The 15,783-nt window shown below is 68.3% G+C and carries 16 protein-coding genes; 13 read left to right on the top strand and 3 right to left on the bottom strand.

Translation table 11 applies throughout. The annotated features are described in order from the left end of the window. The first annotated feature begins 30 nt into the window (after positions 1 to 30). The 7 genes from AC1Q7Q_RS16140 (at position 31) to AC1Q7Q_RS16110 (ending at position 5,403) form a co-directional block, all read left to right on the top strand. On the top strand, positions 31 to 1,209 hold the full coding sequence (locus tag AC1Q7Q_RS16140; RefSeq protein ID WP_492373955.1) for an FAD-dependent oxidoreductase: 1,179 nt from the start codon (positions 31 to 33) through the stop codon (positions 1,207 to 1,209). 12 nt (positions 1,210 to 1,221) lie between these two features. Continuing rightward, entirely contained in the window at positions 1,222 to 1,419 is a 198-nt protein-coding gene (thiS, locus tag AC1Q7Q_RS16135) for a sulfur carrier protein ThiS (protein WP_150989923.1), read from the top strand. A gap of 6 nt (positions 1,420 to 1,425) precedes the next feature. Next, positions 1,426 to 2,274 (top strand): thiazole synthase, encoded by an 849-nt coding sequence (locus tag AC1Q7Q_RS16130; RefSeq protein WP_043343126.1) that lies wholly within the window; start codon positions 1,426 to 1,428, stop codon positions 2,272 to 2,274. Further along, the gene (locus tag AC1Q7Q_RS16125; RefSeq protein ID WP_492373935.1) at positions 2,271 to 3,404 is read left to right on the top strand and encodes a thiamine phosphate synthase; all 1,134 of its coding nucleotides are present in this window, start codon (positions 2,271 to 2,273) and stop codon (positions 3,402 to 3,404) included. Before AC1Q7Q_RS16130 ends, AC1Q7Q_RS16125 begins: the two co-directional genes overlap by 4 nt. A 341-nt stretch (positions 3,405 to 3,745) precedes the next feature. Then, positions 3,746 to 4,249 carry a GNAT family N-acetyltransferase gene (locus AC1Q7Q_RS16120; RefSeq protein ID WP_492373936.1) on the top strand — a complete coding sequence of 168 codons (504 nt, stop codon included), beginning with the start codon at positions 3,746 to 3,748 and terminating at the stop codon, positions 4,247 to 4,249. A 59-nt stretch (positions 4,250 to 4,308) separates the two neighbouring features. Next, on the top strand, positions 4,309 to 5,085 hold the full coding sequence (locus AC1Q7Q_RS16115) for an AAA family ATPase (protein ID WP_492373937.1): 777 nt from the start codon (positions 4,309 to 4,311) through the stop codon (positions 5,083 to 5,085). After that, positions 5,086 to 5,403: a hypothetical protein gene (locus AC1Q7Q_RS16110; RefSeq protein WP_492373938.1), complete on the top strand. Its 318-nt coding sequence runs from the start codon at positions 5,086 to 5,088 to the stop codon at positions 5,401 to 5,403. Positions 5,404 to 5,423: 20 nt separating this feature from the next. On the opposite strand, the gene AC1Q7Q_RS16105 is transcribed toward AC1Q7Q_RS16110, so the two are convergent. Beyond that, a complete protein-coding gene (locus AC1Q7Q_RS16105; RefSeq protein ID WP_492373939.1) occupies positions 5,424 to 7,193 on the bottom strand; it encodes a sigma-54 interaction domain-containing protein in 1,770 nt (589 codons plus the stop codon). Positions 7,194 to 7,355: 162 nt separating this feature from the next. Between AC1Q7Q_RS16105 and AC1Q7Q_RS16100 the strand changes: the two genes are divergently transcribed. The 6 genes from AC1Q7Q_RS16100 to AC1Q7Q_RS16075 are packed head-to-tail and all read left to right on the top strand — an operon-like array spanning position 7,356 to position 14,203. Further along, positions 7,356 to 8,903 (top strand): acyl-CoA carboxylase subunit beta, encoded by a 1,548-nt coding sequence (locus AC1Q7Q_RS16100; RefSeq protein ID WP_043343137.1) that lies wholly within the window; start codon positions 7,356 to 7,358, stop codon positions 8,901 to 8,903. A gap of 51 nt (positions 8,904 to 8,954) precedes the next feature. Next, positions 8,955 to 9,965, top strand: a complete 1,011-nt coding sequence (locus AC1Q7Q_RS16095; protein WP_492373940.1) for a tripartite tricarboxylate transporter substrate binding protein — start codon at positions 8,955 to 8,957, stop codon at positions 9,963 to 9,965. Between the two features lies 1 nt (position 9,966). Next, on the top strand, positions 9,967 to 12,078 hold the full coding sequence (locus tag AC1Q7Q_RS16090) for an acetate--CoA ligase family protein (RefSeq protein ID WP_492373941.1): 2,112 nt from the start codon (positions 9,967 to 9,969) through the stop codon (positions 12,076 to 12,078). Next, positions 12,075 to 13,514, top strand: a complete 1,440-nt coding sequence (locus AC1Q7Q_RS16085; protein WP_492373942.1) for an acetyl-CoA carboxylase biotin carboxylase subunit — start codon at positions 12,075 to 12,077, stop codon at positions 13,512 to 13,514. Before AC1Q7Q_RS16090 ends, AC1Q7Q_RS16085 begins: the two co-directional genes overlap by 4 nt. Next, positions 13,514 to 13,726, top strand: a complete 213-nt coding sequence (locus AC1Q7Q_RS16080; RefSeq protein ID WP_492373943.1) for an acyl-CoA carboxylase biotin carboxyl carrier protein subunit — start codon at positions 13,514 to 13,516, stop codon at positions 13,724 to 13,726. Before AC1Q7Q_RS16085 ends, AC1Q7Q_RS16080 begins: the two co-directional genes overlap by 1 nt. 30 nt (positions 13,727 to 13,756) lie before the next feature. After that, complete coding sequence (locus tag AC1Q7Q_RS16075; RefSeq protein WP_150989937.1) at positions 13,757 to 14,203, top strand: PaaI family thioesterase; 447 nt, start codon at positions 13,757 to 13,759, stop codon at positions 14,201 to 14,203. 4 nt (positions 14,204 to 14,207) lie between these two features. Here the strand turns inward: AC1Q7Q_RS16075 and AC1Q7Q_RS16070 are convergent, their stop codons facing one another. Continuing rightward, a complete protein-coding gene (locus AC1Q7Q_RS16070) occupies positions 14,208 to 14,648 on the bottom strand; it encodes a PGDYG domain-containing protein (protein ID WP_492373944.1) in 441 nt (146 codons plus the stop codon). Positions 14,649 to 14,912: 264 nt separating this feature from the next. Further along, complete coding sequence (gene thiD / locus AC1Q7Q_RS16065) at positions 14,913 to 15,743, bottom strand: bifunctional hydroxymethylpyrimidine kinase/phosphomethylpyrimidine kinase (protein WP_492373945.1); 831 nt, start codon at positions 15,741 to 15,743, stop codon at positions 14,913 to 14,915. Positions 15,744 to 15,783 lie beyond the last annotated feature (40 nt).

Raw genomic sequence — 15,783 nt, 5'->3', positions numbered from 1 at the left:
ATCGCGGCGAGCACCGGCACAACCATCCCCATGACAACGCAGTCGTTTGATGTGGCCGTGCTCGGCGCCGGCCTGGCCGGGCGCCTTTCCGCCTGGCAACTGGTGCGTGCCGGCCTGCGCGTGGCGCTGGTCGAGCGCGGTGGCCCCGACGGCGTTGGCTCCGCCGCGCACGTCGCCGCGGCAATGCTCGCGCCCCTGGCGGAATCCGCCATTGCCGAGCGCCGCATCGTCGAGCTTGGCACCGCCAGCGTCGACCTCTGGCGCGCCTGGGTAGCCGAAATGCCGGAACCCGTGTTCTTCCAGGAAGACGGCACGCTGGTGGTATGGCATACCCGCGACCGCAGCGAGATGTCGCTGTTTACCAGCCGGGTGCGCGCCGTGGCGCCGCCCGAACTGGTGGCCGAGCGCATGCGCGCGCTGGACGGCAATGGCGTGGCCGCGCTCGAGCCCGCGCTCGCGGGCCGTTTCTCCCAGGGACTGCTGCTGGCCGGCGAAGGCCAGCTGGACAATCGCGGCACGCTGCGCGCATTGCTGGCTTGCGCGGTGGCAAGCGGGCTGCATTGCGTCTGGGAGGCTGGTGAAATCGAAGCGGGCGACCTGCCCGCGCTGGGTATCTGCGCGCGCACCGTGCTGGATTGCCGTGGCCTGGGCGCCCGCGCCGCCTGGCCGGGGCAGCCCGCCGCGCACGGCAGCATGCCGGGATTACGCGGCCTGCGCGGTGAAGTCGTGCGTGTGCACGCACCCGAGGTCAAGCTGCATCGCCCGGTGCGCCTGCTGCACCCGCGTTACCCGATCTATATCGCGCCCAAGCCCAACGACCTCTACGTGATCGGCGCCACCGAGCTTGAAAGCGAAGATGATTCGCCGATGAGCGTGCGCTCCGCGCTGGAGCTGCTTTCCGCGGCGTATTCGCTGCACCCCGCCTTTGGCGAGGCGCGCGTGCTGGAACTCAATGTGCAGCGCCGCCCGACGCGCCCGGACCACCTGCCGGCCATCCGGGTCGACCAGCATGCCCGCATCGTGCGCCTCAATGGCCTGTACCGGCACGGCTTCCTGATCGCCCCGGCGGTCACCGAGGCCGCCTGCCAGGTGGTGCGGGCTCTGCTCGACGACGATCCTGCCGCGCATGCCGTGCCCGCTTCGGTGCGCTGGCCGGGCATGATCGCGGCCGCGCTCGATACCGTCGCCGGCTCGCCGGTGCTGCACTGAACGACAATGACCATGGATATCCTGCTCAACGGCCGTCCGCTCGCCCTTGCCGATAACGCCACGCTGGCCGATGCGGTGGCGGGCGCCGGCATCGCGCCGCCATTTGCCGCCGCGCTCAACGGCCAGTTCGTGCCACGCGCCGCGCATGCGGCCACCGTGCTCGCCGCCGGCGATCGTATCGACCTCGTGCAACCCGTGACGGGAGGCTGACCCCAAATGACCTTCAATTCCGCAGAACCCCGGCGCGACCTGTTCGCCGACCCCTTCGTGCTCTATGGCGAGTCGTTTGCCTCGCGCCTGTTGCTGGGTACCGCGCGCTATCCGTCTCCCGCCACGCTGCAGGCCGCGGTGGAGGTGGCCCGGCCCGCCATGCTGACGGTGGCGCTGCGCCGCCAGGGCTCGGTCGGCGATGGCGAGGGCGGCCAGGCTTTCTGGCAGATGCTGCGCTCGCTGAACGTGCCGGTGCTGCCCAATACCGCTGGCTGCATGGCGCCGCAGGAAGCCATCACCACCGCCATGATGGCGCGCGAAGTGTTCGAGACCGACTGGATCAAGCTTGAGCTGGTGGGCGACGATTACACGCTGCAGCCCGATACGCTCAACCTGCCCGCCGTGGCCGAGACGCTGATCAAGGAGGGCTTCAAGGTGCTGCCGTATTGCACGGAGGACCTCGTGCTGTGCCGCCGCCTGCTGGACGTGGGCTGCCAGGCGCTGATGCCCTGGGCCGCGCCCATCGGCACCGGGAAGGGCGCCGTCAATCCGCACGCCATGCGCCTGTTGCGCGAACGCTTGCCGGATACCCCGCTGATCGTCGACGCTGGCCTCGGGCTGCCGTCGCACGCGGCCCAGGTGCTGGAGTGGGGCTACGATGGCGTGCTGCTGAACACCGCCGTGGCGCAGGCTGCCTATCCGGTCAACATGGCACGCGCCTTCGCGCTGGCTGTGGACGCGGGCCGCACCGCCTACCTGGCCGGCCCCATGCCGGAGCGCGATATCGCGCAGGCCAGCACGCCGGTGGTGGGCATGCCGTTCTGGCACGCCGAAGGCGCGGAGGACCGCGCATGACCCGCAATCTTCTCCCGGCCGGCATCGACGCCGCGCTGCGCGACACGCTGCTGGCGCGCTATGGCGCCACCTTCGGCACCAGCGACAAGGCCTGGCGCGCGTGGGTGCAGGGCAACGCCCCCGCCGCGCTCGGCGATGCCGACGTGGTGCTGTTCGACGGCGAGGCCGACGAGGCCACGCTGGCGCGCATTGCCGGCGCCGGCGCCATCGCCATCGAGAGCGACCGCGAAGGCGGGCAATGGAGCGACACCGTGCGCTCGCCGATGGGCACCTGGGTCTTCAATGCCCATGCCGACGACGACACCGCGCATTCGCCGGCCTTCGTCGCCGTGCTGCTGGCTTGCCTGGCGCTGCATTTCCCCGCGCACGATGCGCTCTGCCTGGCGCGCGCCTGGCAGCCGGGCTCGCTGGACTGGCCGGTGGACTTCGCGCGCTTCCCGCACGTGCGCCACGCCGCGCTGGTCGCGCCGGAGCAGCGCGCCGAGCCCTTCGCACCGTGCCCGCCGCTGGGTCTGTACGCGGTGGTGCCCAGTGCCGAATGGATCGAGCGGCTGGTGCCGCTGGCGGTGCCCACCGTGCAGCTGCGCTTCAAGTCCGACGACGCGCAGGCCGTGCGCAGCGAGATTGAGCGCGCCGCCAAGGCCGCGCGCGGCAGCGCTTCGCGCTTGTTCATCAACGATCACTGGCGGGCTGCCATCGACTACCACGCCAGCCAGGGTGGCGACAGCGGCATCTATGGCATCCACCTCGGCCAGGAAGACCTCGACGAGGCCGACCTCGATGCGCTGCGCGCCTCCGGGCTGCGCCTCGGCGTGTCCACGCACGGCTATGCCGAGATGCTGCGCGTGGCCACCATTGGCCCGAGCTACCTGGCGCTGGGTGCGATCTTCCCGACCACCACCAAGGTTATGCCGACCGCGCCGCAGGGCCTGGGCCGCTTCCACGCCTACGTCAAGCTGATGCAGCCCGTGGTGCCCTCGCTGGTGGGCATCGGCGGCGTCGATGCGGCGCGCTTGCCGGAGGTGCTGGCGGCTGGCGTTGGCAGCGCGGCCGTGGTGCGCGCGATTACCGAGGCGGCTGACGTGCCTGCGGCGGTGACGAATCTGCTGGGGATGTTTCCGGCGGCGTGATGCATGGGGCCCGGAGGATGGGCAAGCACGCGTGCGTGTGACTGTCCATACTCTGGGCCAGCGCCCGCCCTCTCCCCCGGCCCCTCCCACAAGTGGGAGAGGGGAGCAAACCAGCGGGCCTGAACGAAGCCGCAGAACGGGCCAAAGCTGCGCGCCATGACGACGGCTGTCTCTCCCTCTCCCCTCAGGGGGAGAGGGCCGGGGAGAGGGGTGGCTTAGCTAGGAGCCACTTGAAGCGGAGCCCTCGGTTTTGTCCCGCACGACGCTTATCGGGCTTCCGCCCTCTCCCGCGCAGCGGATGAGGGGGGGAGCCCGAACTTGCCACATACCGCCGCGCCCCGATGCCAGTCATTCGCTTAGCAACTCCCGAAGACGTACCCGGCCTGCCTGCCATCGAACGCGCGGCGGCTGAACTATTCCCCGAATCCGACCTGCCTCCCGCGCTGCGCCAGCAAGTCACGCCGCTCGAAGACCTGCAACGCGCGCAGCGTGAGCGCCGCCTGTGGGTCGCTATCGCCCCCGACGGCACGCCAGCCGGCTTCGCGCTCGCCAGCGTGCTTGGCCAGCATGCCTGCCTTGATGAGATGGACGTCCACCCCGCCCACGCCCGCCGTGGCATTGGCCGCGCACTTGTGCGCGCCGTAGCCGATGGTTTGCGCCGGCAAGGCCTGCAGTCGCTCCATCTCACCACCTTCAGCCACCTGCCGTGGAACGCGCCGTTCTACGCAAGCCTCGGCTTTCGCCATCTCGATGAAGCCGATCTCAGCCCGGCGCTCTGCGCCGCACTGGCGCGCGAGGCGGCGCTCGGCTTGCGCCAACGCATCGCCATGCGCCTGGCGTTGTGAGCCACGCCGGCGCCGAACGGCGTTACGATAGTGCCGTGCCATCCACTCCGGCGAACCCCATGATCTCGTCCCAGTTCATCAGCCGCGTCACCCTGCGGCGCGACATCGTCGACAGCTTCGAGCGCTACCCCTTCAGCCTGCCCGCGGTGCGCACGCTGGAAGCGATGGAGATGCACCCCAAGGTGACCTTCCTGGTTGGCGAGAACGGATCGGGCAAGTCCACGCTGATGGAAGCCATTGCCGTGGCCATGGGTTACAACGCCGAGGGCGGCTCGCGCAATTTCAGCTTCGGCACGCGTCGGTCGCATTCGGTGCTGCACGAATACCTGCGCGTTGCGCGCGGCTTCAAGCGCCCGCGCGATGGCTTCTTCCTGCGCGCGGAGAGCTTCTTCAACGTGGCCACGGAAATCGAGCGCCTGGACCAGGAGCCGGCCTTCAGCCCGCCCGTCATCAACGCCTACGGCGGGCGTTCGTTGCACGAGCAATCGCATGGCGAATCGTTTCTCGCGCTGATGATGCATCGCTTTGGCGGCAATGGGCTCTACCTGCTCGACGAGCCCGAGGCGGCGCTGTCGCCGCAGCGGCAACTGGCGGTGCTGTCGCGCATCCATGATCTGGCCGAAGACGGCTCGCAGTTCATCATCGCTACGCACTCGCCGATCCTGATGGCCTATCCCAACGCGTGGATCTACACCTGCTCGCCGGACGGCGTGGCGCGGATCGACTATCAGGACACCGAACACTTTCGCGTGACGCGCGATTTCCTGGCTAATCCCGAGCGCATGCTGCGCGTGCTGTTTGGCGACGAGCCGGGCGGCGAGAGAGGGCCGATCTAAATGCTCCGCTATCCCACGCTGATCGTTTCCCTGTTGATGCTGCTTCTTACATTCAGTGCCGGGGATGGGCACTGGATCGCCGGTGCTGGCATGCTTGACCGAGCGTTACAGGGCGGCGCCTTTGTCTGGATTTTCCTGTTTTGCTTCCTGGCCTACATTCCGCTCCTGGTGCTGGTAGCCAGCTACACGCTGCGGGATCTGCTGGCGCTCTACCTGTATAGGAACCGGCGCGCTGTCGTCAGCCTGTTCTTGTTTTCCGTGATGCCAACCATTGCGCTTTACCGCTTCAATGCCTGGTTTGTCCGGGAGATCCTGTAGGCGCTGGAAAACGCCTGCGCTCAGCCGCGCGCGCCACGCGCCAGGATCTTGTACAGATGCGAGCGTGAAATGCGCAGTTGCTCCGCCGCGCGCTTCTTGTTGCCACCGTGCCGCGCGATGGCCTGCAGCACGGCCTCGTACGCGACTTCCCGCAGGTCCGCCGGCGATGCGGCGCGCGCGTTGATCCCAGCCTCATTCGCCGCCTCATTCGCCGCCTCGTCCAGTGCCTCGCCATACGGCAACGGCGGCTCGCTCAGACCGTACGCCACCGCACTTTCCTCGCCCCGGGCGAAATCCGCCGCGCGCAGCACGCGTGCGTCGCAGAACACCAGCGCTTCTTCGATCTTCTGCCTGAGCTGGCGCACATTGCCCGGCCATCGCCGCTCGGCCAGATAGCGCGGCACCTCGGAGGCCACTTCCGGCACCGGCACCTGGTTGCGCGCGCAGAAGCCGCGCACGAAATGGGTCAACAGGGCAGGGATGTCCTCGCGCCGCTGGCCCAGCGCGGGAATGCGCAGCACCACGCCGCTCAGGCGGTAGTACAGATCCAGGCGGAAGCGTCCGCCATCGATCAGCGCCTGGATGTCGCGGTTGGTTGCCGCTACCAGCCGGAAGTCCACGCGCTGCGCCTGCCGGCTGCCCAGCCGTTCCACCATATGGTCCTCCAGCACGCGCAGCAGCTTGACCTGCATCTCCATCGGGATATCGGCAACCTCGTCGAGGAACAGCGTGCCGCCGGCGGCCTGCTCCAGCTTGCCAGCCTGCCCAAGGCGATGGCTGCCCGTGAAGGCGCCCGCCGCATGCCCGAACAGCTCGGCCTCGATCAGCGTGGCGGGCAACGCGGCCAGGTTCAGGCTGACCAGCGGCTTGCCCTGGGCCGCGCGGCTGGCGCCGTGGATGGCGCGTGCCACCAGTTCCTTGCCGGTGCCGCTTTCGCCGAGGATCAGCACCGGCACGTCCAGCCGCGCTACCGTGTCGATCTCTCGGCGCAGCCGCTGCATGGGTGCGCTATCGCCAATCAGCAGGCCGGGGCCGGCGCCGGCCTGCTGCTCGCGCAACGCGTCGAGCTCGCGTTGTGTTTGCGCCAGTTGCGAGCGCAATTGCGTCATCTCGCGGTGCATGCGGCCGATGGCTTCAGGCTCCTTGAAGAGGATCTGGCCGATGGCGCCAACCACTTCGCCCGCGGCGCTGATCGGGATGCGGTTCACCACGCGTGTCACCCCGTTCATCTCCTGCAGCTGCCCGATCTCGGCTTTGCCGCTGGCGGCCACCTGCGCTAGGCGCGAGTTGGGGATGACGTCCACCGCGGGCCGGCCCGTGCCTTCACCGGTGCGCAGGCCGAGGAATTTTTCGTGCACTGGGCTGATGAAGCGCACGTTGCCCGCACGGTCCGCCACGGTGATGGCCTGGTAGGGGTTGGTAATGAAGTGATCGAGGATCGCGCCGGCAAAGGGTACCGCGCCGAGGAAGTCGAAGAGGGCTGCGTCACGCTCGGCCGGGCGCAGCAGGATGACCTGCCGCTCGCGGTCGCTCAGACGCATGGCGATGAAGCGGTGCGCGGGCTTGCTGTCGGGGCCAGGCAGGCTGCATTCGAACAGGCGGCCGGCATCCTGGGGGGAGTCGCCATCGCCAGCGAGCCCTGCGCTGGCGGCTAGCGCGGCGGTTGCCAGCGTGGCGTTGGCGGCGAGTCCCAGGCTGGCTAGTACGTCTCCCGCGTGGCTGGCGACCAGTACGCCGAGGCTGTCTTCAGTGCCGGGGAAAGTGTCTTCGGGTGTCGCTGATGACGACATGTTGTGTCTCCGTCGTGGGCACTTTTGTGTCCTTATTGCGGACACAATATCAGCGAGCCATAAAAAGAACAATGAAATCAAGGGCCGGTGCGCCTGGCACGTTTGCTGCGTTTATGCGTCTAGATAGCCCACGACCATAACAACAGCACTAAGGAGACCGCCGTGTCCTGGCAGCCCGAAATCGATGAACTGGCCTACCGCAAGCAACTCGCCGCGCAGCTCGGCGGCCCCGACAAGGTCAAGCGGCACAAGGACGCCGGCAAGCTGACCGTGCGCGAGCGCATCGACGCGATCGCCGATGCCGGATCGTTCCGCGAGGTGGGCGCGCTCACCGGCAGCGGCCAGTACGACAGCAATGGCCGCCTGGTGGGCCTCACGCCCGCCAACCTGGTGATGGGGCGCGCCAAGGTGGACGGCCGCCCGGTGGTGCTGGTGGGCGATGACTTCACCGTGCGCGGCGGCGCCAACGACGGTGCCGTTGGCGAGAAGCTGATCCATGCAGAGAAGATGGCGCACGACCTGCGCTTGCCCATGGTGCGGCTGGTAGACGGCACCGGCGGTGGCGGCTCCGTGCGCAATATCGAGAACAAGGGCTACACCAACATCCCCACCATGAAGGTGTGGCAGCACGTGGTGGAGAACATGTCGCTGGTGCCGGTGGTGTCGCTGGCGCTGGGCTCGGTGGCCGGCATGGGCGCGGCGCGCGTGGCCGCGAGCCACTACTCGGTGATGGTCAAGGGCACCGCGCAATTGTTCAACGCCGGCCCGCCGGTGGTGGCGCGCATTGGCCAGGTACTGGAAAAGAACGAGCTCGGCGGCAGCCAGATCCATACGCGCAATGGCGTGGTCGATGACGAAGTGGCGAGCGAGGAAGAAGCCTTTGCGCGCGCGCGCCGCTTCCTGTCCTACCTGCCGGGCTCGGTGCATGAACTGCCGCCGCGCGTTGAGCCAACCGACGATCCCGCCCGCCGCGATGAATGGCTGCTCAGCGCGATCCCGCGCGACAGCCGCTCCGTCTACAAGGTGCGCCCCATTGTCGAGACGCTGGTGGACCAGGGCTCCTTTTTCGAGATGGGCCGGCACTGGGGCCGCGCCATCGTGACCGGGCTGGCCCGCGTGGATGGCTGGCCGGTGGCGGTGGTGGCGAGCGATCCGTATCACTACGGCGGTGGCTGGGACGGCCCCACCGCGGAGAAATTCATCCGCTTTGTGGACCTGGCCGAAGCCTTCCACCTGCCGGTGATCAATATGGTCGATATCGCCGGCTTCCAGATCGGCCTGGAAGCCGAGAAGGCCGGCACCATGCGCTACGGCGTGCGCGCGCTGGCCGCGGTGTACCAGGCCACCACGCCGTGGTGCTCCGTGATCCTGCGCCGCGCCTATGGCGTGGCGGCGGCGGGGCACCAGCATATGGGCCGCTTCAACTTCCGCTATGCATGGCCGTCCGGCAACTGGGGCTCGCTGCCGATCGAGGGCGGGCTGGAGGTTGCCTACAAGGCCGAGATCGAAGGCGCCGACGACCCCGTGCAAAAGCGCGCCGAGATCGAGCAGCGTGTGCGCAGCCTGACGTCGCCGTTCCGCAGCGCCGAAGCCTTCGTGGTGGAAGACATCATCGACCCGCGCGATACGCGCTCGCTGCTGTGCGAGTTCGCCAACCTGGCGGCGCCGCTGCGCGAGCCGGGCGTGCGCAAGTTCGGCATCCGGCCCTGAGACGAGAGACCGTCCGGCAAATCAGACACAAACAAAATAATGGAGACCGCCTTGCCCAATCACCGACCTATCCTTGCGCACCGCCCCACCCTCAATGCCATCGTTACCGCCACGCTGGCCGTTGGCGCCGCACTGCCGGGCGCCACCGGCGCGCAGGCGCAGGAGCACTGGCCGCAGAAGCCCGTCACCATCGTCGTGCCGTTTCCCGCCGGCGGCATGACCGACCTGCTGGCGCGCCGCATCGCGCGCGACATGCAGGCCGAGTTCAAGCAGCCGTTCGTGGTGGATAACCGCGCCGGCGCCAGCGGCCAGATCGGCACCGAGATCGTCGCGCGCGCCAACCCGGACGGCTACACGCTGCTGGTCAGCGCCACGCACCAGGTGATCAATCCCGCGGTGCGGCCCAAGCTGCCGTACAACGCCAGCAAGGACTTCACCCCGATCGCGCTGTTGGCGACCACGCCCAACGTGCTGGTGGTGAACAACAATGTGCCGGTGTCGAACCTGCAGGAATTCCTTGCGTACGCGAGGAAGCAAAAGGAAGGCTTGTCGTTCGGCTCATCCAGCATTGGCGGCGCCACGCATATGTCGGGGGAGTTGCTGCGGCTGATGACCAACACGCCGCTGACGCATATTCCCTACAAGGGCGCGGCGCCGGCGCTGTCGGACCTGCTCGGCGGCCAGATCCCCGCGCTGTTCCATGACGTGATGACGATGGCGCCCTATGTGAAGGACGGCAAGGTCAAGGCCATCGGCGTGACCTCGGCCAAGCGCAGCGAGGCCTTGCCCAATGTGCCCACCATTGCCGAGCAGGGCGTGCCCGGCTACGAGGCCACCACGTGGATTGGCTTCTATGGCCCGGCCAACCTGCCCAAGCCGCTGGTGGAGCGCCTGAACCGCGACGCCGTGAAGAGCATGAACACGGCGGAATCCAAGGCTAACCTGGCGCAGAGCGGCACCACGCCCGGCACGCTGAATGCCGAGCAGTTCGGCGCGTTTATGCAGGCGGAACTGGTCAAGTGGAAGCGCGTGGCCACCGAAGCCAAGGTGAAGGTGGATTGAGATGAGCGACAACATGCTTGAACTGCTGGCCCCGCGTTCGGTTGCCATCCTTGGCGCCTCCGATAATCCGATCAAGGCCGGCGGCCGGCCGATCGATTACATGCGCCGCTACGGCTTTGCCGGGCGTGTGTATCCGGTCAACCCCAAACGCGCGCAGATCCAGGGCCTGCAGGCCTATCCCGAACTGGCCGCGCTGCCCGATGCGCCCGATGTCGTGGTGATCAGTGTCGCGGGGCAGGAGGTCGAACAGGCCATCGACCAGTGCCTGGCGGTCAACGCGCGCGCAGCGGTGATTTATTCCTCGGGCTTTGCGGAGCTTGGCGAAGCCGGCGCGGCGCAGCAGCGCAGGCTGGTCGAGCGCGCGCGCGCGGGCGGTTTGCGCTTGTTCGGCCCCAATACGCAGGGCGTGGCCAACTTCCGCGATGGGGCCATCCTGCATTTTTCGACCATGATCAACGAGGAGGCCGGCCAGGACGGGCCGGTCGCCATCGTCAGCCAGAGCGGCGCGGGCTCTTCCATCGTCTACGGTGGCCTGCGCCGCAAGGGCATCGGCGTGCGCTATATGGTGGCGACCGGCAACGAGGCGGACATCACTGCCGCAGAGGTGCTGCGCGCGGTCGGCGCCGATCCGGACATCCGGGTGCTGCTGCTCTATATCGAATCGCTGAAAGACCCGGCTGTGCTGGCGCAGGCCGCGCGCGTCGCGCATCAGCGCGACATTCCCATGCTCGCCGTCAAAGCTGGCCGCACGCAGGCCGGGCAACTCACCGCCAGCTCGCACACCGGCGCGCTGGCCGGTGAGGATGCACTAGCCGACGCCTTCCTGCGCCAGCACGGCATCCAGCGTGTGGCGGATTTCCGCGAGCTGGTCGAGTACAGCCAGGTGTTTATCGGCGGGCAGCGTCCGCGTGGACGCAAGGTAGTGGCGATCAGCAATTCCGGCGCCACATGCGTACTGGCAGCCGATGCCGCCGAGGATCAGGGCCTCGCGCTGTGCCAGTTCGAAGGCGAGGGGGAAGCCGCGCTCAAGGCAGTGCTTCCAGCGTTTGTGTCGGCGCGCAATCCGATCGACATGACCACTGCGCTGCTGGGCCAGCCGCACATCTACGGGCAGACGCTGGAAGTGGTGGCCGCGCAGCGCCAGGCCGACATGATCTACGTGGGCTTTCCTATCGGCGGCGAGGGCTACGACTTTGCCGATTTCTCCGCGCAGACCGGCCGCTTTGCCTCGGCCAGCGGCGTGCCGGTGGCGGTCAGCGCCAACCAGGAATGGGTGGCGCAGGCGTTCCGCGCGCAAGGCGTGCCGGTGTTCGACAGCGAGCGTGCCGCCATGCGCGCGCTGGGCATGCTCGCGCGGCACGCGGCGATGAATGCCGCCGCGTTGGCCGAGCCCGCCGCGCTGCCGCCGGTGTTCGCCAAGGACAATGCGGCTCCCAACGTATCGCTCGACGAAGTGGCAAGCCTGGCGGCGCTGGCGCAGGCCGGTCTGCCGGTCGTGCAGCACCGCCTGTGCCGCAGCGTGGATGACGTGCGCCGCGCGCTGGGCGAACTGGGCACGCCAGTGGTCGCCAAGGGCGTTTCGCCGGACATCTCGCACAAGTCCGAGTTCGGGCTGGTGCGCCTCGGCCTTGCCGACGAGGCGCAGGCACTGGCTGCCTTCCATGACCTGGACCGTGTGCTGCGAGGGCTGTCTGCCAGCCAGGGCATCCAGCATGGCGGCGTCTTGCTGGCGCGCCAGCAACGCGGCGCTTTCGAGTTGGCGGTGGGAGCGCACATCGACGACGTCTACGGACCGGTGGTGATGGTGGGGCAGGGTGGCGTGCTGGTCGAAGCGATAGACGACGTGCAGTTTCTCGTCGCGCCCTTCAACGCCACGCAGGCGCGCGAGGCCATCGGCCGGCTGCGCATTGCGCGCGCCTTCGGCGCGCTGCGCGGCATGGAGGCGGTCGATGTGGACGCGCTGGCGCAAATGCTGGTGCGCGTGGGCGACTGGATGGTGGGCGCGCAAGGACAGGTACGCTCGGTCGACGCCAATCCGGTCATGGTGAGCCGCGCCGGCGTGGCGCCGGTGCTGGTCGACGCGGTAGTGATCCGCGCGGGAGAGACTTCATGATTGCCACGACGAAGGCTTGCGAATCGGTACGTCCGTTGCGTCCCTTGCGTCCCTTGCGTCGCGTGCTGGTCGCGAATCGCGGCGCGGTAGCGGCGCGCATCATCCGCGCGCTGCGCGGGCTGGGCCTGGAATCGGTCGCGGTGTACTCGGATGCCGACGCTGGCTTGCCCTACCTGCGCGAAGCCGATGCCGCGCTGCGCCTGGGCGAAGCGCCGCCGCTGGCCAGCTACCTGGACCAGGACAAGCTGCTGGAAGCCGCGCGCGCCAGTGGCGCCGATGCGGTGCATCCCGGCTATGGCTTCCTGTCGGAAAACGCCGCTTTCGCCGAGCGCGTGGAAGCCGCCGGCCTGTGCTTTATCGGCCCGTCCCCGCATTGGATCCGGCGCCTTGGCCACAAGACCGAAGCGCGCGCTTTCATGGCCGCGCAAGGCATGCCGCTGGCGCCCAGCTCCGAGGTGCTGCCCGACGACATGGACACCGTCGCCGCTGCGGCAGAGCGTATCGGCTATCCGGTGCTGATCAAGCCCGCCGGCGGTGGCGGCGGCATCGGCATGGTGCCGGTACGTGACGCGGCCGGCTTGGCCGCTGCCTGGCAGCAGGCGCGCTCGGTGGCGCAGCGCAGCTTTGGCCAGGCCGAGCTGTACCTGGAGAAGCTGGTCGAGCAGCCGCGCCATATCGAGTTCCAGGTGCTGGCCGACCGCCACGGCGGCGTGCGCATCCTGTGGGAGCGCGATTGCTCCGTGCAGCGCCGTCATCAGAAAGTCATCGAGGAAGCGCGCGCGCACGGGCTGGACCGTGCCGAGGTGCAAGCCATGGCGGCCAAGCTCTCGGCGCTGCTGTCCGGCATCGGCTACGACGTGATCGGCACGGTGGAAATGCTGCACACGCCGGCCACCGGATTTGTCTTCCTGGAGATGAACACGCGCCTGCAGGTGGAGCACGCCGTCACCGAGCAGATCACCGGCGTGGATATCGTGGCAGCGCAGATCCGGCTGGCGCGCGGCGAGCGCATCGATGATGTGCTGCCGGGCGGCCAGGTCCACGCGCAAGGCCATGCCATCGAGGCGCGCGTGTATGCCGAGGACCCGGTGCGCTTCTTCCCGTCGCCTGGCCCGCTGGAGGTGTTCCGCCCGCCGCAAGGCGAGGGCATCCGCGTGGAAACCGGCTACGCCGAAGGCGCCCGCATCACGCCGTACTACGACCCCATGCTGGCCAAGGTGATTGCCACCGGCGCCGATCGCGGCGAGGCCATCGCCACGCTGCGCGCGGCGCTGGGGGATTTCGCCATTGCCGGCGTCAAGACCAACATCCCTTTCATCCTGCGCGTGCTCGCGCATCCCGATTTCCTGGCCGGGCGCATCGATACCGCGCTCGCCCAGCGTGTGCTGGCCACGCCTGCCGCAGAGAACCCACAACCTACCCAGAGAGCTGCCTGATGAACAAGATCGAAGCCGCGGTAAGCGGCCATGTCTGCGCCATCCACATCGAAGTTGGCGCTACCATTGCGCCCGGCGACGCCGTGATGATGATCGAGTCCATGAAAATGGAGATACCGCTCGAATCCGAATATGCTGGCGTGGTCAAGGCCATCCTGGTGCGGCCCGGCGACGCCGTCGCCGAGGGCCAGGCGGTGGTGGAGCTCGCATAACGCGAAGAACGCGAATAAGGAAGAACTGTTTTGGAAAGTCCCGCTCAGATTGTCCCGGTAGCGCCGGGCACGCCCGAGAAACCCTACTTCGGCATCGACGTGCCGCTGATGCGCCATCTTGGCCTGCAGCCCGTGCGGATGGAAGAGGGCCTGTGCCACACGCGCCTGCCGGTCAGCCCGTTCCTGGTCAACAGCCGGGGCGACGTGCACGGCGGCACCTTGATGGCCACGCTGGATTTCACGCTCAGCGGCGCCGCGCGCTCGCATGCGCCGCTGGAAACCGGTGTGATCACCATCGATATGTCCACGCATTTCCTGGCTGCGGCACGCGGTGAACTGCACCTGGAAGCGCGCTGCATGCGGCGCGGCGCGCGCATCGCGTTTTGCGAGGGCGAAGTGAAGAACGCCGCTGGTGAAGTGGTTTGCGTGGCACGCGCGGCGTTCAAGCTGGTGCCGCTGAGCAGCGGCGGGGACTGACGCCTCAGGCGTTGCCGCTGGCCGGACGGTAGACCTGGGCGAAGCGCGCCTGCTGGACGATGCCGTAGTCGTTCGGGGCGTATTGCATCAGCCAGTCGCCAGCTGCGCCATGCAGTACGTCGCCGCCGGCTGAGCGGGCGATGCTGAAATCCTGGTCCATGCGTTTGGCCAGCACCACGCCCGGGATGTTCTGGTAGGCGCCATCCTGGCCGTGGGTGCCGGCTTGCAGCGGTTCGTACTTGGGGTCGAAGCGTTCGCGGGACACGACCCAGCGGTCGCCGGTGGAGCCGGTGATGATGGCGTCGCCGGGCCGGTAGCGGTTGGGGCCTTCGAGGCTGATGAGTTCGCCGGGTTCTTTGGCGAAGGCTACCTGTACCACTTCGTGCTTTTGGTATGGGGCGGCGGTGGGGTCGGTGCGCAGGTCGATCTGGGTGAGGGTGGGCATGGTGTGGCGGATGTCAGGCTGGGGCGCAAATCATACCGCTGGTCCGCTCCCCTCGCCCACTTGTGGGAGAGGGGTCGGGGGAGAGGGCGGGCGCTCGTTCCGCCGGCGTGCTGGACAAATCCAAGGGCTCCGCTTCCAGTGGCTCCTAGCTAAGCCACCCCTCTCCCCGGCCCTCTCCCCCTGAGGGGAGAGGGAGAAACAGCCGTCGTCATGGCGCGCGGCTTTGGCCCGTTCGACGGCTTCGTCCAGGGCCGCTGGCTTGCTTCATCCCAGCACCCGCGGCGCAAAGCCGTGGTTCAGCGGCCCGTTGCCCGTCCCAAGCGCAAAGTCAGCGCCCGCCACAATCGCATCGGCCACGAAATCCAGCGCCACTTCCACCGCGTCTTCCAGCTTGTCGCCCCTTGCCAGCTGGGCAGCAATGGCCGCGGCCAGTGTGCAGCCGGTGCCATGCAGGTTGCGGGTGTCGACCCGCTGATGCCTGAACACGCGCACAGTGCCGTCGGCACTCAGCAGCAGGTCGTCCAGGCCGGCATCGGCCGGATCCAGGTGCCCGCCCTTGAGCAGCACCGCCGGGCAGCCCAGCGCGACCAGGTCGCGTGCCGCCTGCTCCATTTCATCACGCCGGGTGATCTTGCGGCCCAGCAGGTAGGATGCCTCCGGCAGGTTGGGCGTGACCAGCACGGCGCGCGGGAACAGCAGGCGCACCATGGCCTGGGTGGTGGCGTCGTCCGCCAGGGTGGCGCCGGAGGTGGAGATCATGACCGGGTCCACTACCAGCTGGCGAATCCCATGGCGGTCCACCGCGGCGGCTACCGCCTCGACGATGGCGGCGGTGCCCAACATGCCGGTCTTGGCCGCATCCACGCCGATATCGCTGGCAACCGCATCGATCTGGGCCGCCACCATGTCGGCCGGGATGGCATGCACGCCGGTCACGCCGAGCGTGTTCTGCGCCGTGATGGCAGTGATCGCGCTCATGCCGAAGCAGCCCAGCGCCGCAAAGGTCTTGAGATCGGCCTGGATGCCGGCGCCGCCGCCAGAGTCGGAGCCGGCGATGGTCAGGGTGCGCGGGGGGCGGTGTGTCGTCAGGGTCATGTGCTGGGCCGGCGGTCAAGAAAAATTCATGGCGGTGGCG

Source organism: Cupriavidus sp. GW823-FHT07A04, assembly GCF_058794615.1.
Note: the sequence above shows the minus strand (reverse complement) of the source record. Positions and strands in the feature narration are given on the sequence as shown.